Source organism: Pantoea allii (assembly GCF_002307475.1).
Lineage (GTDB): Bacteria > Pseudomonadota > Gammaproteobacteria > Enterobacterales > Enterobacteriaceae > Pantoea > Pantoea allii.
Map to the genome: position 1 here is coordinate 14089 of NZ_NTMH01000040.1, position 20598 is coordinate 34686.

Annotated in this window: 20 protein-coding genes; 19 read left to right on the forward strand and 1 reads right to left on the reverse strand. The window is 53.6% G+C overall.

The window, feature by feature from the left end:
* Positions 1-44 precede the first annotated feature (44 nt).
* The 5 genes from CMR03_RS17095 (at position 45) to CMR03_RS17115 (ending at position 3898) form a co-directional block, all read left to right on the forward strand.
* Positions 45-773 carry a DUF969 domain-containing protein gene (locus CMR03_RS17095; protein WP_063878781.1) on the forward strand — a complete coding sequence of 243 codons (729 nt, stop codon included), beginning with the start codon at positions 45-47 and terminating at the stop codon, positions 771-773.
* Positions 773-1789, forward strand: a complete 1017-nt coding sequence (locus CMR03_RS17100) for a DUF979 domain-containing protein (protein ID WP_096012123.1) — start codon at positions 773-775, stop codon at positions 1787-1789. The genes CMR03_RS17095 and CMR03_RS17100 overlap by 1 nt, the downstream gene beginning before the upstream one ends.
* Before the next feature lie 6 nt (positions 1790-1795).
* Positions 1796-2443 (forward strand): pyroglutamyl-peptidase I, encoded by a 648-nt coding sequence (gene pcp / locus CMR03_RS17105; RefSeq protein ID WP_096012124.1) that lies wholly within the window; start codon positions 1796-1798, stop codon positions 2441-2443.
* Positions 2444-2454: 11 nt separating this feature from the next.
* Positions 2455-3243, forward strand: coding sequence for an endonuclease VIII (gene nei / locus CMR03_RS17110; protein WP_096012125.1), 789 nt, complete (start codon positions 2455-2457; stop codon positions 3241-3243).
* An 82-nt stretch (positions 3244-3325) separates the two neighbouring features.
* Complete coding sequence (locus tag CMR03_RS17115) at positions 3326-3898, forward strand: GNAT family N-acetyltransferase (RefSeq protein WP_096012126.1); 573 nt, start codon at positions 3326-3328, stop codon at positions 3896-3898.
* 158 nt (positions 3899-4056) lie between these two features.
* Here the strand turns inward: CMR03_RS17115 and CMR03_RS17120 are convergent, their stop codons facing one another.
* Entirely contained in the window at positions 4057-5340 is a 1284-nt protein-coding gene (locus CMR03_RS17120; RefSeq protein ID WP_096012127.1) for a citrate synthase, read from the reverse strand.
* 590 nt (positions 5341-5930) lie between these two features.
* On the opposite strand from CMR03_RS17120, the gene sdhC reads away from it, so the two are divergent.
* From sdhC to tolQ, 14 genes are all read left to right on the forward strand, one after another.
* Complete coding sequence (gene sdhC / locus CMR03_RS17125; protein ID WP_162287606.1) at positions 5931-6353, forward strand: succinate dehydrogenase cytochrome b556 subunit; 423 nt, start codon at positions 5931-5933, stop codon at positions 6351-6353.
* The gene (gene sdhD, locus CMR03_RS17130; protein ID WP_063878787.1) at positions 6347-6694 is read left to right on the forward strand and encodes a succinate dehydrogenase membrane anchor subunit; all 348 of its coding nucleotides are present in this window, start codon (positions 6347-6349) and stop codon (positions 6692-6694) included. Before sdhC ends, sdhD begins: the two co-directional genes overlap by 7 nt.
* Positions 6695-8461, forward strand: coding sequence for a succinate dehydrogenase flavoprotein subunit (gene sdhA / locus CMR03_RS17135; RefSeq protein ID WP_063878788.1), 1767 nt, complete (start codon positions 6695-6697; stop codon positions 8459-8461). It begins immediately after the preceding gene.
* A 14-nt stretch (positions 8462-8475) separates the two neighbouring features.
* Positions 8476-9192: a succinate dehydrogenase iron-sulfur subunit gene (locus CMR03_RS17140; RefSeq protein ID WP_063878789.1), complete on the forward strand. Its 717-nt coding sequence runs from the start codon at positions 8476-8478 to the stop codon at positions 9190-9192.
* A gap of 200 nt (positions 9193-9392) precedes the next feature.
* On the forward strand, positions 9393-12200 hold the full coding sequence (gene sucA, locus CMR03_RS17145) for a 2-oxoglutarate dehydrogenase E1 component (protein WP_063878790.1): 2808 nt from the start codon (positions 9393-9395) through the stop codon (positions 12198-12200).
* 15 nt (positions 12201-12215) lie between these two features.
* Positions 12216-13436 (forward strand): 2-oxoglutarate dehydrogenase complex dihydrolipoyllysine-residue succinyltransferase, encoded by a 1221-nt coding sequence (gene odhB / locus CMR03_RS17150; RefSeq protein ID WP_096012128.1) that lies wholly within the window; start codon positions 12216-12218, stop codon positions 13434-13436.
* A 68-nt stretch (positions 13437-13504) separates the two neighbouring features.
* Positions 13505-14671, forward strand: coding sequence for an ADP-forming succinate--CoA ligase subunit beta (sucC, locus tag CMR03_RS17155; protein WP_013025065.1), 1167 nt, complete (start codon positions 13505-13507; stop codon positions 14669-14671).
* A complete protein-coding gene (gene sucD / locus CMR03_RS17160) occupies positions 14671-15546 on the forward strand; it encodes a succinate--CoA ligase subunit alpha (RefSeq protein WP_013025067.1) in 876 nt (291 codons plus the stop codon). Before sucC ends, sucD begins: the two co-directional genes overlap by 1 nt.
* Before the next feature lie 630 nt (positions 15547-16176).
* The gene (cydA, locus tag CMR03_RS17165; RefSeq protein ID WP_063878792.1) at positions 16177-17748 is read left to right on the forward strand and encodes a cytochrome ubiquinol oxidase subunit I; all 1572 of its coding nucleotides are present in this window, start codon (positions 16177-16179) and stop codon (positions 17746-17748) included.
* 11 nt (positions 17749-17759) lie between these two features.
* Positions 17760-18899, forward strand: coding sequence for a cytochrome d ubiquinol oxidase subunit II (gene cydB / locus CMR03_RS17170; RefSeq protein ID WP_063878793.1), 1140 nt, complete (start codon positions 17760-17762; stop codon positions 18897-18899).
* A 15-nt stretch (positions 18900-18914) separates the two neighbouring features.
* Positions 18915-19028: a cytochrome bd-I oxidase subunit CydX gene (gene cydX / locus CMR03_RS17175; RefSeq protein WP_063878794.1), complete on the forward strand. Its 114-nt coding sequence runs from the start codon at positions 18915-18917 to the stop codon at positions 19026-19028.
* Positions 19028-19321, forward strand: coding sequence for a cyd operon protein YbgE (gene ybgE, locus CMR03_RS17180; protein WP_096012129.1), 294 nt, complete (start codon positions 19028-19030; stop codon positions 19319-19321). Before cydX ends, ybgE begins: the two co-directional genes overlap by 1 nt.
* Before the next feature lie 181 nt (positions 19322-19502).
* Entirely contained in the window at positions 19503-19907 is a 405-nt protein-coding gene (ybgC, locus tag CMR03_RS17185) for a tol-pal system-associated acyl-CoA thioesterase (protein ID WP_063878796.1), read from the forward strand.
* On the forward strand, positions 19904-20590 hold the full coding sequence (gene tolQ / locus CMR03_RS17190) for a Tol-Pal system protein TolQ (RefSeq protein WP_063878797.1): 687 nt from the start codon (positions 19904-19906) through the stop codon (positions 20588-20590). The genes ybgC and tolQ overlap by 4 nt, the downstream gene beginning before the upstream one ends.
* Positions 20591-20598 lie beyond the last annotated feature (8 nt).

A 20598-nucleotide genomic window follows, 5' to 3' on the forward strand; every position in this document is an offset into this window, starting at 1 on the left:
GCTGATAAGCTCAGGCTTTTTTTCATATCTTACGAGGGGAAAATATGGATAGCGTAGTGAATCTCTGGCCACTTCTGGGCATTGCTGCCATCGTAGTCGGCTTCGTTTTGCGCTTTAATCCGGTGCTGGTGGTGATCGTCGCGGGCTTTGTCACCGGACTTGCCGCCATGATGCCGCTGGGCGATATTCTGCAAAAACTGGGTGAAGGTTTTCTGAATACCCGCAACCTGCCGCTTATCCTGCTGTTGCCGCTGGCGGTGATCGGCTTACTGGAACGCCATGGTTTGAAACAGCGTGCCCAGACGTGGATTGCTCAGATTAAAACCGCGACGGCGGGGCGACTGCTTATCGTCTATCTGTTTGTGCGCGAAATAACTGCGGCGCTGGGGCTGACCAGCCTCGGTGGGCATCCGCAAATGGTGCGGCCATTGCTGGCCCCGATGGCCGAAGGTGCCAGCGAAAGCCGGTACGGCGCGCTGTCTCCTGAGATACGCCACCGCCTGCGTGCCATGTCTGCCGCAACGGATAACGTCGGTTTATTCTTTGGCGAGGACATCTTTGTCGCTTTCGGTGCCATCATCTTCATGCACAATTTTATGCAGGAATCCGCCGGTATTCAGACCGAGCCGCTGCATATCGCCTTATGGGGCATTCCGACGGCTGTCGCTGCCTTTTTGATTCACTCCGCGCGTCTGTTAAGGCTGGATCGTCAACTGGCACGTGAACTGAGCGCTATTAACAGTCAGACCAGTAAAGCCAAAGGAGCTCGCTAATGTTCCAGCAACAGTATTTGATGTGGCTGGCCGGCGTTATCTTGCTGGTGGTGGCCTTGTTGTCCTGGCGCGACAGCGCGAACCCGCGCCGTTTTACTACCGGACTGTTTTGGGGACTGTACGGCCTGATTTTTCTGGTGGGTGACTGGACCACGCGCTGGATGTCACAGCTCATGGGGTCAACAGAGAGCGGTACGCGCACCCTGCATATTACCGTCGGCGTTGCGGTCGTGCTGATGGGGTTGATTGCCGGATGTGGGGGCGTAAAGCTCGGGCGCTATCATCAGCGCAGCGAAGAGGAAAAGCAGGCCAGCGCACAACGCCTCAAAAATAAACTCTTTCTGCCCGCCTTAGCGATTCCTGTCGTAACGGTTATTGGTGTCCTGGCCTTTAATAATATTCCCGGTTTACAGAGCGGGTTATTTGGACCAGGCAACCACTCTACGCTGGTCACGCTGTTTTCCATGACGGTGGGCTGCCTGCTGGGTTGGCTGATTGCCATGAAACTGACCCATGAAAAGCCGGTGCAGTCGATGCAGGAAACCCGACGCCTGCTGGATTGTGTGGGCTGGGCCTTTCTTTTACCGCAAATCCTGGCCACGCTGGGGCTGTTATTTACTGCTGCAGGTGTGGGCGGTGCCATTTCCCATATTACCGAACAGTATCTGGCGGTGGACAACCGCTTCATTGCGGTAACCGTTTACGCGGTCGGTATGGCGCTGCTGACAATGATCATGGGGAACGCCTTTGCTGCCTTCCCGATTATTACGGCGGGCATCGGTATTCCCATTCTGGTGCTGCAGCATGGTGGTAATCCGGCGGTGATGGCGGCAATCGGTATGTTTTCAGGCTACTGCGGTACGCTAATGACCCCGATGGCGGCCAACTTTAATATCGTGCCTGCCGCGCTGCTGGAGTTGCCAGATCGTAATGCGGTTATCAAAGCTCAGGTCCCGACCGGTGTGCTACTGTTAATCGTTAACGTATTTTTACTCTATTTCCTGATGTTTCTGTGAGGCAGCATGAAAACGGTATTAATAACGGCGTTTGAACCCTTTGGTGGCGAATCCATTAATCCATCATGGCAGGCGGTGAGTGCGCTGGAAGGCCAGCAGATTGCCGGTGCGCGTATTATCACGCGCCAGTTACCGGTCGTGTTCAGCGAGGTGCTGGACGTGTTGTATCAGGCGCTGGATGAGATTAAGCCGGATGCCATTATTTCCGTCGGACAGGCCGGTGGGCGCAGCGATATCACCGTCGAGCGCATTGGCATTAATGTTGATGACGCACGCATCCCCGATAACGCGGGTCATCAACCCGTGGATGAGCCGATTGTGCAGGATGGACCGGCTGCCTATTTCTCACGCCTGCCGATCAAAGCCATCGTGGCTGCTGTGCGCAAAGCCGGAATTCCGGCCTCAGTGTCGCAAACCGCCGGCACCTTCACCTGTAACCGGGTGATGTACGGTTTGCTGCACTGGCTGCACCAACACGGCAGTGCGGCACGGGCGGGATTTATCCATATTCCTTACCTGCCTGAGCAGGCAGCGCATCATCCAGCCCAACCCAGCATGGCCGCCGCAACCGTGATCGAGGCGCTGAAAATTGCTGTACACACCACGCTGGAAACCACCCAGGATCTCAAGGAAGCGGGTGGCGCAACCCATTAAGAGGACGAGTGATGCCAGAAGGACCGGAGATCCGCCGCGTGGCGGATCAGCTTGAAGTTGCCATTGTCGGTCAGCCTTTAACCGACGTCTGGTTTGCTTTTCCTGCGTTAAAAACCTACGAGCCAGCATTAGTGGGGGAGAAGGTGGCGTCAATTGAGACGCGCGGCAAAGCGCTGCTGACACACTTCAGCAACGGTCTGACGCTCTATTCTCACAACCAGCTTTACGGCGTCTGGCGCATTGTGCCGCCCGACGTGCAGCCAGAGACCCGGCGACAGTTACGCGTGCGTCTGGCGACAGCAGACCAGGCGATATTGTTGTACAGCGCCTCAGATATTGCGTTGCTGAATGCGGAAACGCTGGCCAGCCATCCGTTTCTCAATCGCATTGGGCCAGATGTGTTAAGCCACGCGCTGACGGTGGAGAACGTCACACAGCGGCTGCTTTCAGCGCGGTTTCGTCGTCGCCAGTTTAGCGGCTTATTACTGGACCAGGCGTTTCTGGCTGGATTGGGTAACTATCTGCGTGCGGAAATCCTCTGGCTGGCACAGCTGCTGCCGCACCACAACGCGCAGTCACTGACCGGGTCACAGCTTGCTGCCTTCAGTGATGCGTTGCTCTCTGTGCCGCGTCATGCCTATCGTATGCGCGGGACAATGAAAAAGTATCACAGCGAAGCGGCCTTTCGCTTTGAGGTGTTCCACCGTCAGGGTAAGCGGTGTCGGCGCTGCGGTGAGACGATTGAAAAGGGAGTGTTATCCTCCCGGCCGTTTTACTGGTGCCCGGGCTGTCAGATGTAAACGCCAGGCGGGTCTGATCGACAGCGCGGCAGCAAAACGATGGCTCAGGTTAATTCACAGGTTTCTGTTGCAGGACATCACGATGACGCCTGAAATTGTAACTGAACGACTGATATTAAAACCGCTGACATTGCTGGACGCTGACGCGATGCAAGCGACGTTTCCCCGATGGGAAATCGTCCGCTACCTGATCGATTCGGTTCCCTGGCCTTATCCGGACGGGGCCGCCAGAGACTATATCGCCAATGTGGCATTACCCGCCGTCGCCGCGGGAAAAGGCTGGTACTGGACATTACGTCGCCGGGAAGAGGAACAACTGATGATTGGGGCGATCTCCCTGATGGACACGCCGGACAATCATCGCGGCTTCTGGCTGGTACCGGAATGGCAGGGGCAGGGTTATATGACCGAGGCCAGCAATGCCGTTACTGATTTCTGGTTCAATGTGCTGCAAAAAACGGTACTGAGAACACCCAAAGCCGCGCCAAATCAGCGTTCGGTCGCTATCTCGGTTAAAAGCGGTATGCGTTGTATCAGAACGGAAAAGCAACGCTATGTTTCAGGCGAACATGACTCAGAACTCTGGGAGGTGACGCGGGATGAGTGGCGCAAATTCAGAGCGGCTCAGGCTGGCGAAACAGCCGCGAAAAAGTAACATTCTGCCGTGATCCGACAGCATCTTTAGCGATAAGGTTAAACCTGTCCGCCCTCAACGGAACCTGCATCCTTCGCGCACAAAAAAACGGCTATGCGTTGTCAGCATAGCCGTTTTGTCGTCGATGGCCCGGTGCGATATTCGCCCGGGCGACAGGCTTATTTATCCAGCTGTGACGTAAAGTCGCGCTCGGTATAACCGGTATACAGCTGACGAGGACGGGCAATTTTCATGCCTTCGTCGTGCATCTCTTTCCAGTGGGCGATCCAGCCAACGGTACGTGCCATGGCAAAAATCACGGTAAACATGGAAGACGGAATGCCCATGGCTTTCAGGATAATACCGGAGTAGAAGTCCACGTTTGGATAGAGTTTACGCTCGATGAAGTACGGGTCGTTCAGCGCAATGTGTTCCAGCTCCAGCGCCACTTCCAGCAGGTCATCTTTCATGCCCAGCTCGTTCAGCACTTCATGACAGGTTTCACGCATGACGGTTGCGCGTGGGTCATAGTTTTTGTAAACGCGATGACCAAAGCCCATCAGGCGGAAGGAGTCGTTTTTGTCTTTTGCACGACGTACGAATTCTGGAATGTGCTCAACGGTGCTGATCTCTTCCAGCATGCGCAGACAGGCTTCGTTTGCGCCACCGTGCGCCGGTCCCCACAGGGAGGCGATACCTGCAGCGATACAGGCAAACGGGTTAGCGCCAGACGAACCGGCGGTACGCACGGTAGAGGTGGATGCGTTCTGCTCATGATCGGCATGCAGAATCAGAATGCGATCCATGGCGCGTTCAAGCACAGGGTTAACCTTGTATTCTTCGCAAGGTGTCGCAAACATCATGTGCAGGAAGTTACCCGCGTAAGAAAGGTCGTTACGTGGATAAACGAACGGCTGACCGATTGAATACTTGTAACACATCGCTGCCATGGTAGGCATTTTCGACAGCAGGCGGAACGCGGCGATTTCGCGATGGCGTTCAATGTTCACGTCCAGCGAGTCGTGATAAAACGCCGCCAGTGCGCCGGTCACGCCGCACATCACGGCCATTGGGTGCGAATCGCGGCGGAAGCCGTGGAACAGACGCGTAATCTGCTCATGAATCATGGTGTGGCGGGTAACGGTGACTTTAAAGTCTTCGAACTGTTCCCGAGACGGTGCTTCACCATTCAGCAGGATATAACACACTTCAAGGTAGTTTGAGTGGGTTGCCAACTGGTCGATTGGGAAGCCACGGTGAAGCAGGATACCTTCATCGCCATCGATAAAGGTAATTTTTGATTCGCAGGACGCTGTAGACGTGAAACCAGGATCGAAGGTAAACAGGCCGTTAGAACCCAGTTCGCGGACATCAACGACATCCTGGCCCAGCGTGCCTTGTAACACACTCAGTTCAATAGGCTTTTCGTCGGGTAGGGTTAGCGTCACTTTTTTATCTGTCATTTTCGTCTCCATAGCGCCTTGGGCAGGTAAGGATCTTTCGACACCTGAAACGCGTGCATGTTGCATTTAGGCAGTACTTCACGGTGTCACTCTGCATTATAAGCAGTGAAGGGTACAGAGTGAGAGGCGCGTTCCACAGGAAATGTAAAGCCGTGACATGTGCATATCGCGGTTGTTAAAGATCCGGTCAGGACATAACTTCTTTGTAACCAATAACCTGATGGTTTTAAAAACTGTTACTGGCAATGTTACATAACTTAAGCTTAGGAGAAAGTGTATCCCCATAACTTTTGTGCATCATAGGATTTTATCGGATTAGTTTGTAACTGAATTGTTGAACTATTGTCAAATCAGATAATTAAATTTGTATGAATTGTGAAAAACGTGAGAATGATCACTGTTCTACCCAAAATTCTCCAAAGAGTTTGTAGGGGAATTGTAATCAGAATGTGATCGTCCTATACTTCCGGCCAGGTCTCCGGAATACCCTGACACCAGGAGCCACCCAGCGTTTGTACCACGTCATTTAACACTGGATGTTGCTATTTTGGTGACGGATAAAGTCTGAACAGCGTTGCGGTTCGGGTCTTATGTCCGGAGGAAGCAAAATAAAAAAGAGCTGTGTGGGCAAAACCGTGAAAAAACAAAGACCTGTCAACTTGGATCTCTCGACGATCCGGTTTCCCGTTACTGCAATATCGTCCATTCTTCATCGCGTCTCCGGCGTCATCACTCTGGTTGCTCTCGGCATCCTGTTATGGCTTCTCGGTCTTTCTCTCTCTTCTCCTGAAGGTTTCCAGCACGCAGCGTCTATCATGAATGGCTTCTTTGCGAAGTTTATCATGTGGGGCATTTTAACTGCGCTGGCCTATCATGCAGTGGGCGGGATACGTCATATGTTAATGGATTTTGGTTATCTGGCCGAAACGCTGGAAGCGGGCAAGCTTTCTGCGCAGGTGACGTTTGGTATTACTGTCGTGCTTTCAATTTTAGCAGGAGTCCTCGTATGGTAAGCAATGCATCCGCGTTGGGTCGCAATGGCATTCAGGACTGGCTGTTGCTGCGCGCGTCGGCAATCCTCATTACGCTTTACATCATCTACATCCTTGGTTTCGTGGTGATGACAGACACGCTAACGTATGACATCTGGCGTGGCTTCTTCGCTTCTGCATTTACAAAAGTGTTCACGCTCCTGACGCTGTTTTCCATTCTGATCCACGGCTGGATTGGTATGTGGCAGGTGTTAACGGACTACGTTAAATCCGTGGCGGCGCGTCTGCTGTTACAGTTGGTTATCGTAGTGGCGCTGTTGTCATATGCTATTTATGGATTTGTTGTGGTGTGGGGTGTGTAAATGAGTTTACCAATCAGAGAATTTGATGCCGTGGTAATCGGCGCAGGCGGCGCAGGTATGCGCGCTGCACTGCAAATCTCCCAATCGGGCCAGACCTGTGCCCTGTTGTCTAAAGTCTTCCCGACCCGTTCTCATACGGTATCCGCACAGGGCGGTATCACCGTTGCGCTGGGTAATACCCATGAAGATAACTGGGAATGGCATATGTACGATACCGTCAAAGGTTCCGACTATATCGGTGACCAGGACGCCATTGAATACATGTGTCACGTCGGCCCGGAAGCGATTCTGGAACTGGAGCATATGGGTCTGCCATTCTCCCGTCTTGATGACGGCCGCGTTTATCAGCGTCCGTTTGGTGGCCAGTCGAAAAACTTCGGCGGTGAGCAGGCGGCGCGAACTGCCGCAGCGGCCGACCGTACTGGCCACGCTCTGCTGCATACGCTGTATCAGCAGAACCTGAAAAATAAAACGACGATCTTTTCCGAATGGTATGCGCTGGATCTGGTGAAGAATGACGACGGTGCGATTGTAGGCTGTACAGCAATCTGCATGGAAACCGGCGAAACGGTCTACTTCAAAGCGAAAGCCACCATTCTGGCGACCGGCGGTGCAGGACGTATTTATCAGTCCACCACGAACGCCCACATCAATACCGGCGACGGTGTCGGCATGGCGCTGCGCGCTGGCGTGCCCGTGCAGGACATGGAAATGTGGCAGTTTCACCCGACCGGTATTGCCGGTGCAGGTGTACTGGTCACAGAAGGTTGTCGTGGTGAAGGCGGTTATCTGCTCAACAAACACGGTGAGCGTTTCATGGAGCGCTATGCCCCTAACGCCAAAGACCTCGCCGGTCGTGACGTTGTGGCGCGTTCGATGATGGTGGAAATCCGTGAAGGTCGCGGTTGTGAAGGTCCGTGGGGCCCGCATATCAAGCTGAAACTTGATCACCTGGGCGCGGAAGTGCTGGAATCCCGTCTGCCAGGTATCCTTGAGCTGTCCCGTACCTTTGCTCACGTTGACCCAATTAAAGAGCCGATTCCGGTCATTCCAACCTGCCACTACATGATGGGCGGCGTGCCGACCAAAGTGACGGGCCAGGCGCTGCGCGTTAACGAGCAGGGCGAAGATGAAGTGATCCCGGGCCTGTTCGCCGTGGGCGAAATCGCCTGCGTATCAGTACACGGTGCCAACCGTCTGGGCGGTAACTCGCTGCTGGATCTGGTGGTATTCGGCCGTGCGGCTGGCGTGCATTTGCTTGAGTGTCTGGAAGAGCAGGGCGAACTGCGCGAAGCCAACCAGGAAAACATTGATGCTGCGATGGCGCGCTTCAATCGCTGGGAAAACAACACGACGGGTGAAGATCCGGTTGAAATCCGTAAAGCGTTGCAACGCTGTATGCAGAACAACTTCTCGGTCTTCCGCGAAGGCGATGCGATGCGTGAAGGGCTTGCTGAGCTGAAAGAGATCCGTGAGCGTCTGAAGTCAGCCCGTCTGGATGACCGTTCACCTGACTTCAATACCCAACGTATTGAGTGCCTTGAGCTGGACAACCTGATGGAAACGGCTTACGCCACTGCTGTGGCGGCCAACTACCGCACCGAGAGCCGTGGCGCACACAGCCGTTTCGATTATCCGGAACGTGATGATGCAAACTGGCTGTGCCATAGCCTCTATGTTCCGCAAACGGAAAGCATGACGCGCCGTGAGGTGAACATGCAACCGAAACTGCGTGCGGCCTTCCCGCCTAAAGCGCGTACCTACTAATTGCGGAGATCATCATGAGACTTGAATTTTCGATCTATCGTTACAATCCGGATGTCGATGACAAACCGCGGATGCAGGACTATACCCTGGAAGCGGAAGACGGCCGTGACATGATGCTGCTGGATGCGTTGATCCGCCTGAAAGAGAAAGATCCTACGCTGGCGTTCCGTCGCTCATGCCGTGAAGGCGTGTGCGGTTCAGACGGTCTGAACATGAACGGTAAAAACGGCCTGGCCTGCATCACGCCGGTCTCGGCACTGGGCAACGGCAAGCAGAAAATCGTTATCCGTCCTCTGCCGGGCCTGCCTGTCGTGCGCGACCTGGTGGTGGACATGGGGCAGTTTTATGCCCAGTATGAGAAAATTAAGCCTTTCTTATTAAACGACGGTGAAAACCCGCCAGCGCGTGAGCATCTGCAGTCGCCGGGCGAGCGTGCACATCTGGATGGATTGTATGAGTGCATCCTCTGCGCCTGCTGCTCCACCTCTTGCCCGTCGTTCTGGTGGAACCCGGACAAGTTCATCGGCCCTGCGGGCCTGCTGGCCGCTTACCGTTTCCTGATTGACAGCCGCGACACCGAAACCGATGCGCGTCTGGATAATCTGAGTGATGCCTTCAGCGTTTTCCGCTGTCACAGCATCATGAACTGTGTAAGTGTTTGTCCTAAAGGGCTTAACCCGACACGCGCTATCGGCCATATCAAGTCGATGCTGCTGCAACGCGGCGCCTAGTTGTACCACCGGGAACCTCAGGTTCCCGGTGTTTTACGGAAGCCTCTGTAAACGCGGTTCCGACCACGTTTACAAAGGTTCCCTTACGGGCCGGGCGCGCGCTGCGCACAGTGCTCGTATCGCTGAACTCACTACGGCTAACCGCGAAAGCGGCAACAAATGAAACCTCAAAAAAGCATAACATTGCTTAAGGGATCACAATGCAGAACAGCGCGATGAAGCCCTGGCTGGACTCCTCCTGGCTGGCCGGCGCGAATCAGTCTTACATAGAGCAACTCTATGAGGATTTCCTGACCGATCCTGACTCTGTGGATGCAGTGTGGCGCTCGATGTTCCAACAGTTACCAGGCACGGGAGTGAAACCTGAGCAGTTCCACTCCGCGACTCGCGAATATTTCCGTCGCCTGGCGAAAGACGCATCTCGTTACACCTCCTCAGTCACCGATCCGGCAACCAACTCCAAACAAGTGAAAGTGCTGCAACTGATAAACGCGTTTCGTTTTCGCGGACATCAGGAAGCCAATCTCGATCCGCTTGGCCTGTGGAAACAGGACCGTGTTGCCGATCTCGATCCCGCCTTTCACGATCTGACCGACGCCGATTTTCAGGAAAGCTTTAACGTAGGTTCTTTTGCCATTGGCAAAGAAACCATGAAGCTGGCCGATCTGTTCGACGCGCTGAAGCAGACTTACTGTGGCTCTATTGGTGCAGAATACATGCACATCAATAACACCGAAGAGAAACGCTGGATTCAACAGCGTATTGAATCCGGTGCGAGCCAGACCTCATTCAGTGGCGAAGAGAAAAAAGGTTTCCTGAAAGAGCTGACCGCGGCAGAAGGCCTTGAAAAATATCTGGGCGCGAAATTCCCGGGTGCGAAACGCTTCTCGCTGGAAGGCGGTGATGCGCTGGTGCCGATGCTGCGTGAAATGATTCGTCATGCGGGCAAAAACGGCACACGTGAAGTGGTACTGGGGATGGCGCACCGTGGCCGTCTTAACGTACTGATTAACGTACTGGGTAAAAAGCCACAGGATCTGTTTGACGAATTCTCTGGCAAGCACAAAGAGCATCTGGGCACTGGTGATGTGAAATATCACATGGGCTTCTCTTCGGATATTGAAACCGAAGGCGGCCTGGTGCATCTGGCGCTGGCGTTTAACCCGTCTCACCTGGAAATTGTCAGCCCGGTGGTCATGGGATCGGTGCGTGCTCGTCTGGATCGTCTGGCTGAGCCGGTCAGTAATAAAGTGCTGCCTATCACCATTCACGGTGATGCTGCGGTTATTGGCCAGGGCGTCGTTCAGGAAACGCTGAACATGTCTCAGGCGCGCGGCTATGAAGTCGGCGGTACGGTTCGCATCGTCATTAACAACCAGGTTGGTTTTACCACCTCCAACCCGAAAGACGCGCGTTCAACCCCGTACTGTACTGACATCGGCAAAATGGTGCTGGCCCCGATTTTCCACGTCAATGCTGACGACCCGGAAGCGGTGGCTTTTGTAACACGTCTGGCGCTGGACTATCGCAATACCTTTAAACGCGATGTGTTTATCGATCTGGTGTGCTATCGCCGTCATGGTCACAACGAAGCGGATGAGCCAAGTGCAACGCAGCCGTTGATGTACCAGAAAATCAAAAAGCATCCGACGCCGCGTAAAATCTACGCCGATCGTCTGGAAGGTGAAGGTGTTGCCTCTCAGGAAGATGCCACCGAAATGGTGAATCTGTACCGCGATGCGCTCGATGCGGGCGAATGCGTGGTGCCTGAATGGCGTCCAATGAGCCTGCATTCGTTCACGTGGTCGCCTTACCTGAACCACGAGTGGGATGAGCCTTACCCGGCACAGGTTGACATGAAACGCCTGAAGGAACTGGCATTACGCATCAGCCAGGTCCCTGAACAGATTGAAGTACAGGCACGCGTTGCCAAGATTTACAACGATCGTAAGCTGATGGCCGAAGGCGAGAAAGCGTTCGACTGGGGCGGAGCAGAAAATCTGGCCTACGCAACCCTGGTTGATGAAGGGATTCCGGTTCGCCTCTCGGGTGAAGACTCCGGTCGCGGTACCTTCTTCCATCGCCATGCAGTTGTTCACAACCAGGCGAACGGCTCAACCTATACGCCGCTGCATCATATTCATAACAGCCAGGGCGAGTTCAAAGTGTGGGACTCGGTCCTGTCTGAAGAAGCGGTGCTGGCGTTTGAATATGGCTATGCCACTGCAGAGCCACGCGTGCTGACCATCTGGGAAGCGCAGTTTGGTGACTTTGCTAACGGTGCTCAGGTTGTTATTGACCAGTTCATCAGCTCTGGTGAACAGAAGTGGGGCCGTATGTGTGGCCTGGTGATGTTACTGCCGCATGGCTACGAAGGTCAGGGCCCGGAGCACTCCTCTGCACGTCTGGAACGCTATCTGCAACTCTGCGCCGAGCAGAACATGCAGGTTTGTGTCCCTTCAACACCGGCTCAGGTGTATCACATGCTGCGTCGTCAGGCGCTGCGTGGTATGCGTCGTCCGCTGGTGGTGATGTCGCCGAAGTCGCTGTTGCGTCACCCGCTGGCTATCTCTTCTCTGGAAGAACTGGCGAATGGCAGTTTCCAGCCTGCGATTGGCGAAGTCGACGATCTGGACCCGCAAGGCGTTAAGCGCGTCGTGATGTGTTCCGGTAAGGTTTACTACGATCTGCTGGAACAGCGTCGTAAAGACGAGAAAAACGATGTTGCCATCGTGCGCATCGAACAGCTTTACCCGTTCCCGCATCAGGCGGTACAGGAAGCATTAAAAGCTTATTCTCACGTACAGGATTTTGTCTGGTGCCAGGAAGAGCCGCTGAACCAGGGCGCCTGGTACTGTAGCCAGCATCATTTCCGTGATGTCGTGCCGTTCGGTGCCACGCTGCGCTATGCAGGTCGCCCGGCATCGGCTTCACCGGCCGTGGGTTATATGTCCGTACACCAACAACAGCAGCAAGACCTGGTTAATGACGCTCTGAACGTCAATTAATTAAAAGGAAAGATAATGAGTAGCGTAGATATTCTCGTTCCCGACCTGCCTGAATCGGTTGCAGATGCCACAGTAGCAACCTGGCACAAGAAACCAGGCGATGCAGTAAGTCGCGATGAAGTCATCGTCGAAATTGAAACTGACAAAGTCGTGCTGGAAGTGCCAGCTTCTGCCGATGGCGTGCTGGAAGCGGTGCTGGAAGACGAAGGGGCAACGGTTACCTCCCGTCAGATCCTGGGTCGCCTGAAAGAAGGCAACAGTGCTGGCAAAGAAAGCAGTGCCAAAGCGGAAAGCAATGAATCGACGCCATCTCAGCGTCAGACGGCTTCTCTGGAAGAAGAGAGCAGTGACGCACTGAGCCCGGCTATCCGCCGCCTGATTGCCGAGCATAATCTTGATGCTTCGCAGATCAAAGGCACCGGCGTGGGTGGACGTTTAACCCGTGAAGATGTTGAAAAGCATCTGGCGAACAAACCGCAGGCAGATAAAGCCGCAGCGCCCGCGTCGGCACCTGCTGCTCAGCAGCCAGTGGCTAACCGCAGCGAAAAACGTGTACCGATGACGCGTCTGCGTAAGCGTGTTGCGGAGCGTCTGCTCGAAGCCAAGAACAGCACCGCCATGTTGACGACCTTCAACGAAATCAACATGAAGCCCATTATGGACCTGCGTAAGCAGTACGGCGATGCGTTCGAGAAGCGTCACGGTGTGCGTCTGGGCTTTATGTCGTTCTACATCAAGGCCGTCGTGGAAGCGCTGAAGCGTTACCCTGAAGTCAACGCCTCTATCGATGGCGAAGATGTGGTTTACCACAACTACTTCGATGTGAGCATTGCCGTTTCTACGCCACGTGGCCTGGTGACACCGGTACTGCGTGATGTTGATGCGTTAAGCATGGCTGACATCGAGAAGAAAATTAAAGAACTGGCTCTAAAAGGCCGTGACGGCAAGCTGACGGTTGAGGATCTGACTGGCGGTAACTTTACCATCACCAACGGTGGTGTGTTTGGTTCACTGATGTCTACGCCAATCATCAACCCGCCACAGAGCGCGATTCTGGGCATGCACGCCATCAAAGATCGTCCAATGGCGGTCAATGGTCAGGTTGTGATCCTGCCAATGATGTACCTGGCTCTCTCCTACGATCACCGTTTAATCGATGGCCGTGAATCTGTCGGCTATCTGGTCGCAGTGAAAGAGATGCTGGAAGATCCGGCGCGTCTGCTGCTGGATGTCTGATTCATCACTGGGCACGCGTTGCGTGCCCAACCTCAATACTCTTTTCAGATCTGAATGGATAGAACATCATGAACTTACACGAATACCAAGCTAAACAGCTGTTTGCACGGTATGGCATGCCAGCACCGACCGGCTACGCCTGTACTACACCACGTGAAGCAGAAGAAGCAGCATCGAAAATCGGTGCAGGCCCGTGGGTAGTTAAATGTCAGGTTCATGCCGGTGGCCGCGGTAAAGCGGGCGGTGTGAAGGTGGTTAACAGTAAAGAAGACATCCGTGCTTTTGCCGAAAACTGGCTGGGCAAACGTCTGGTAACCTACCAAACTGACGCCAATGGTCAGCCGGTAAACCAGATTCTGGTTGAAGCCGCGACCGATATCGATCAGGAGCTGTACCTGGGCGCCGTGGTTGACCGTGCGACGCGTCGTGTCATCTTTATGGCCTCGACCGAAGGCGGCGTGGAAATCGAGAAAGTGGCTGAAGAAACGCCACACCTGATCCACAAAATGGCGCTGGACCCTTTAGCCGGTCCACAGCCTTATCAGGGCCGTGAGTTAGCCTTTAAACTGGGCCTGACCGGTAAGCAAGTCAGCCAGTTCACTAAAATTTTCATGGGTCTGGCCACCATGTTCCTGGAGCGTGACCTTGCGATGGTTGAGATCAACCCGCTGGTGATCACCAAGCAGGGCGACCTGATCTGTCTGGATGGCAAACTGGGTGCCGATGGCAATGCCCTGTTCCGTCAGCCAGAGCTGCGTGAAATGCGCGATCCAAGCCAGGAAGATCCTCGTGAAGCGCACGCGACACAGTGGGAACTGAACTATGTTGCGCTGGAAGGCAACATCGGTTGTATGGTTAACGGCGCAGGCCTGGCAATGGGTACCATGGACATCGTTAAGCACCACGGTGGCCAGCCAGCGAACTTCCTGGATGTGGGCGGCGGCGCGACCAAAGAGCGCGTAACCGAAGCCTTTAAAATCATCCTGTCTGACGACGCCGTGAAAGCGGTATTCGTTAACATCTTCGGCGGCATCGTACGTTGCGACCTGATCGCAGACGGCATCATCGGTGCAGTAGCAGAAGTGGGTGTTAACGTACCGGTCGTGGTACGTCTGGAAGGTAACAACGCTGAACTGGGCGCTAAGAAACTGGCGGACAGTGGTCTGAACATCATTGCAGCAACCAGTCTGACAGACGCGGCACAGCGTGTTGTTGCTGCTGCGGAGGGTAAATAATGTCCATTTTGATCGACAAAAACACCAAAGTCATTTGCCAGGGATTCACCGGCGGACAAGGGACTTTCCACTCTGAGCAGGCGCTGGCATACGGCACGCAACTGGTTGGCGGCGTTACGCCAGGCAAAGGCGGCACCACGCATCTGGGCCTGCCAGTCTTTAACACCGTACGTGAAGCGGTGGAAGCGACCGGCGCAACGGCAACCGTCATCTATGTTCCGGCACCGTTCTGCAAAGACGGTATCCTGGAAGCCATCGATGCCGGTATCAAGCTGATCATCACCATCACCGAAGGCATCCCGACGCTGGACATGCTGACCGTGAAGATGAAGCTGGATGAAGCGGGCGTACGCATGATCGGTCCAAACTGCCCAGGTGTGATCACCCCAGGCGAATGTAAGATCGGTATCATGCCAGGCCACATTCATCAGCCGGGCCGTGTTGGTATCGTATCGCGTTCAGGCACCCTGACCTATGAAGCCGTTAAGCAGACCACCGATATCGGTTACGGTCAGTCAACCTGCGTTGGTATTGGCGGTGACCCGATCCCAGGTTCTAACTTCATCGACATCCTGAAAATGTTCCAGGACGATCCACAGACGGAAGCGATCGTCATGATCGGTGAAATCGGTGGTAGCGCTGAAGAAGAAGCCGCTGCTTTTATTAAAGAGCACGTGACTAAACCGGTTGTCGGCTACATTGCTGGCGTAACGGCCCCGAAAGGCAAACGTATGGGCCACGCTGGCGCCATCATTGCCGGTGGTAAAGGTACAGCAGACGAGAAGTTTGCTGCGCTGGAAGCGGCAGGCGTGAAAACCGTACGCAGTCTGGCTGATATCGGCGATGCCGTTAAAGCCGTCCTGCCAGCCAAATAACAGGCCTGAGTATTATCACAGAGCCACCTTCGGGTGGCTTTTTTACGTCTTTGCATTGAATAATCCACGGCACCGCGTGGTTAATTTTAGTACCGCCCATAAATAACATAAAATAATCTTAAGTATTCCTGTGATGTTTGCTATTATTAATTTGGCTCAGGATTTCCTCCTGGCCGCAAAAAAAGTTATTCAATAAGATATAAAGTTAAATATTTATAGAAAAGCAAATTACCCGATGACAGTTTTTTAACAAAGTCTTCGTGAGAACATATTTCCCATCTCATTTCATTATTCCAAATCAATTTTCTGTCATTTATAACAAACTTTACTGCTAGCAAAGGATGCGGTTAAGCGCTTAAATTGCGCTGCATCAATCCAGCCTTTTAAAAAAATATTCATACGTTTGTACAAATACGGGAAAGCATCAATTTTTCATTTATTACTCGTTAAACGTTTGAGCCACGCTGCTGCATTGGTGTTTCACAGGTTTCTGTTAACCGTTACGCCCTCATCCCAGGCCGCACACAGATCTGTCCTGTCGATGACAAAACTGGAATCAATAATCAGTCGTTCCTGACTCTTATTCAGTCTGTACGGATACAGAGTTAAGGTGAGGAGCAAGGAGTCATTATGCTAGATATTGTCGAGCTGTCGCGTTTACAGTTTGCCTTAACGGCGATGTACCATTTCCTTTTCGTCCCATTAACGCTCGGTATGGCGTTTTTGCTGGCAATAATGGAAACGGTCTATGTGCTGAGCGGTAAACAAATTTATAAGGATATGACGAAATTCTGGGGCAAGTTATTTGGTATTAACTTTGCGCTGGGCGTGGCAACCGGGCTGACGATGGAGTTTCAGTTCGGCACCAACTGGTCTTACTATTCTCATTATGTCGGCGATATTTTTGGTGCGCCGTTGGCCATTGAAGGATTAATGGCATTCTTTCTTGAGTCTACCTTTGTTGGCCTGTTCTTTTTCGGTTGGGATCGTCTGGGTAAAGTTCAGCACCTGGCTGTCACCTGGCTGGTGGCGCTGGGCTCCAACATGTCTGCACTGTGGATTCTGGTAGCAAACGGCTGGATGCAGAACCCCATCGCCTCTGAGTTTAATTTTGAAACCATGCGCATGGAGATGCTGAGCTTCTCGGAGCTGGTGTTAAATCCGGTTGCCCAGGTGAAATTTGTTCACACTGTCGCGTCGGGTTACACCACAGGTGCGATGTTCATTTTGGGCATCAGCGCATGGTATTTACTGAAAGGGCGAGATCTGGCTTTTGCTAAACGCTCTTTTGCCATCGCCGCCAGTTTTGGTATGGCAGCCATACTGTCCGTCATCGTGCTAGGTGATGAGTCAGGTTACGAGATGGGGGATGTTCAGAAAACCAAGCTGGCTGCCATTGAAGCCGAATGGGACACCCAGCCCGCACCGGCCGCGTTTACCCTGTTCGGTTTGCCCGATCAGGCATCGCAGCAGAATCATTACGCCATTCAGATTCCCTATCTGTTGGGGCTGATTGCTACCCGCTCAACGGATACGCCCGTAACCGGTCTGAAAGAACTGATGGCCCAGCATGAAGTGCGCATTCGAAACGGCATGAAAGCCTATGCACTGCTAAACGCGCTGCGCAGCGGCAATACCGACCCGGCCGTGCGTGAGGCGTTTAATCACAGTAAAAAAGATCTGGGTTATGGCCTGCTGTTGAAGCGCTATACGCCAAACGTCTCTGATGCCAGCGAGGCGCAAATCAAACAGGCAACGCAGGATTCCATTCCGCGCGTGGCACCGCTGTATTTTGCTTTCCGTATCATGGTGCTCTGTGGGGTGCTGTTGCTCGGCGTTATCGCGCTGTCGTTCTGGAGCGTCATTCGTAATCGCATCGGCAAAAATCGCTGGTTACTTAAAGCCGCGCTGTATGGCATTCCGCTGCCGTGGATTGCGGTTGAGGCAGGGTGGTTTGTCGCAGAATATGGCCGTCAACCCTGGGCGATAGGTGAGGTGCTGCCTACGGCCGTGGCGAATTCGTCGCTCACCGTTGGGGATATTCTGTTCTCAATGGGGCTGATTTGCGGCCTCTATACGCTGTTCCTGGTGGCCGAGATGTATCTGATGTTTAAATTTGCCCGCCTGGGGCCAAGCAGCCTGAAAACGGGTCGTTATCACCATGAGCAGATGGCGAAAAATGTTCAGCCGGTACGTGGATAAGGAGAACCGCCATGTTTGATTATGAAGTTCTGCGCTTTGTCTGGTGGCTGCTGATCGGCATTTTGCTGGTAGGCTTTGCCGTCACTGATGGCTTCGATATGGGCGTCGGCATGTTAACGCGTCTGTTAGGCCGAACCGATACCGAGCGTCGGGTAATGATTAATACTATTGCGCCGCACTGGGACGGCAACCAGGTCTGGTTAATTACCGCAGGTGGTGCGCTGTTTGCTGCCTGGCCGATGGTTTATGCCGCCGCGTTTTCAGGGTTTTATGTGGCGATGATCCTGGTGCTGGCTTCGCTGTTTTTCCGTCCGGTAGGCTTTGATTACCGCTCAAAGATTGAAGACAAGCGCTGGCGTGGGGCCTGGGACTGGGGCATTTTTATCGGCAGCTTCGTACCGCCTTTGGTGATTGGCGTGGCTTTTGGCAACCTGTTGCAGGGCGTGCCGTTTCACGCCGATGAGTATATGCGCCTTTACTACACCGGAAACTTCTTCCAGTTGCTGAACCCGTTTGGCCTGCTGGCCGGTGTGGTCAGCGTGGCGATGATACTGGCGCAGGGGGCAACCTATCTGCAAATGCGGACAACCGGCGAACTCTATCTGCGTTCACGTACCACCGCACAGATCGCCACACTGGTAATGATGGTGTGTTTTGCGCTGGCTGGTTTGTGGGTGAAGTACGGTATTGCGGGTTATGTGGTGACCAGCACGCTTGATCACTATGCCGCTTCTAATCCGCTGGGCAAAACCGTGGTGCGTGAAGCCGGTGCCTGGATGGTGAATTTCCAGCAGCATCCTGTGTTGTGGCTGTTCCCACTGCTGGGCGTTGTGCTGCCCCTGCTGACGGTGCTGTGCTCACGGATGAACAAAAGCGCATGGGCGTTTGTGTTCTCTTCACTGACGCTTGCCTGCGTCATCATGACGGCCGGTATTGCCATGTTTCCGTTCATTATGCCTTCCAGCACGGTACCGGGCACCAGTCTGACTATGTGGGATGCGACATCCAGTTTGCTGACGCTGAAAACCATGACCTTTGCCGCGATAATTTTTGTGCCCATCATCCTGCTCTACACCAGTTGGTGTTACTGGAAGATGTTTGGCCGCATCACCAAAGAGCATGTTGAAAGCAACAGCAACTCACTGTACTGATTAAGGAGTCAACACATGTGGTATTTTGCCTGGATTCTTGGCACCTTGCTGGCGTGCGCCTTTGGTATCATCACGGCGCTGGCCATAGAGCATATTGAAGACGGCGCGACGTCGGATCGGCAACCCTGATGGGCCGGTTGATTCAGACGGCGTATCGTCTGATGGATAAGGGTCCGTTCCGGGCCCTTTCACTGATTCTGGCACTCTGGCTGGCGGGATGCCTGTTATGGAATCCCGCGCGCTTTGCCAGTGGCTCAGGCGGCATTCTGCTGTGGCAGGGGATGTTGCTTATCTGGGCGGTGTGCACGGGCGTTATTCACGGCACCGGGTTTCAGCCGCGACGATTGCGCTGGCGCGCTTTTTTTACCCCTTTACCTGCCCTGGTGGTACTCTTGTGGGGGGTGAGCCGGTTTTATCTCTGACTGCCTGGCAGCATAACGCGCTGAAACGTGAGTTTACTTCAGCGTCTGGTCAAGAAGCCTCCATTAAAGCCTTCCGGTTGTAACCAACTGATAATTATTTTCTCCTGGCCCTGGCAGCCCATTCCCAACCCCAATTGTCTTGCGTATAGTAGCAACGTTTAAAACGAGGCCGGGATGTAGAGTGAGTACAACGCTGTTTCGCTGGCCGGTTCGGGTCTACTATGAAGATACCGATGCCGGTGGTGTGGTTTATCACGCCAGCTATATCGCTTTTTATGAACGAGCACGTACCGAAATGTTGCGTCAGCATCATTTCAATCAGCAGACGCTGTTAGAACAGCAGATTGCTTTTGTGGTACGGCGCATAACGGTGGACTATCTTTCGGCGGCGCGTCTTGACGATCTTCTGGAAATTCAGAGCGAAGTGACATCAATGACCCGGGCGACGATGACATTCACCCAGCGTATCGTGAATGCAGAAGGCAAAGTGCTCAATGAGGCAGAGGTCCTGATTGCCTGCATCAACCCACACCTAATGAAGCCGATTGCGCTTCCCAAGTCTATTGTCGCGGAGTTCAAGCAGTGACTGACATGAACGTTCTTGATTTGTTCCTGAAGGCGAGCCTTCTGGTCAAACTTATCATGTTGATTTTGATCGGCTTTTCGATTGCTTCATGGGCAATCATCATCCAGCGCACGCGTATTCTGAATGCGGCGGGAAGGGAAGCTGACGCCTTTGAAGACAAATTCTGGTCCGGCGTTGAGCTTTCTCGCCTTTATCAGGAAAGCCAGGCGCGTCGCGAAGAGCTGTCAGGCTCAGAGCAAATTTTTTACGCCGGTTTCAAAGAATTTGCGCGTCTGCATCGAGTCAACAACCATGCACCTGAAGCCGCAGTGGAAGGGGCGAGCAGGGCAATGCGCATTTCCATGAATCGTGAGCTGGAAGCGCTGGAAAACCATATTCCTTTCCTTGGCACCGTCGGTTCCATCAGCCCGTATATCGGTCTGTTTGGTACGGTGTGGGGGATCATGCATGCCTTTATTGCCCTCGGAGCGGTAAAACAGGCAACGTTGCAGATGGTTGCGCCAGGTATCGCAGAAGCCTTGATCGCTACTGCCATCGGTTTGTTCGCGGCGATTCCAGCGGTGATGGCGTATAACCGACTGAACCAGCGCGTGAATAAACTGGAACAGGGCTATGACAACTTCATGGAAGAGTTCACGGCTATCCTGCATCGTCAGGCCTTTTCCAGCGACAGCGCTAAGTAAACAGAGGT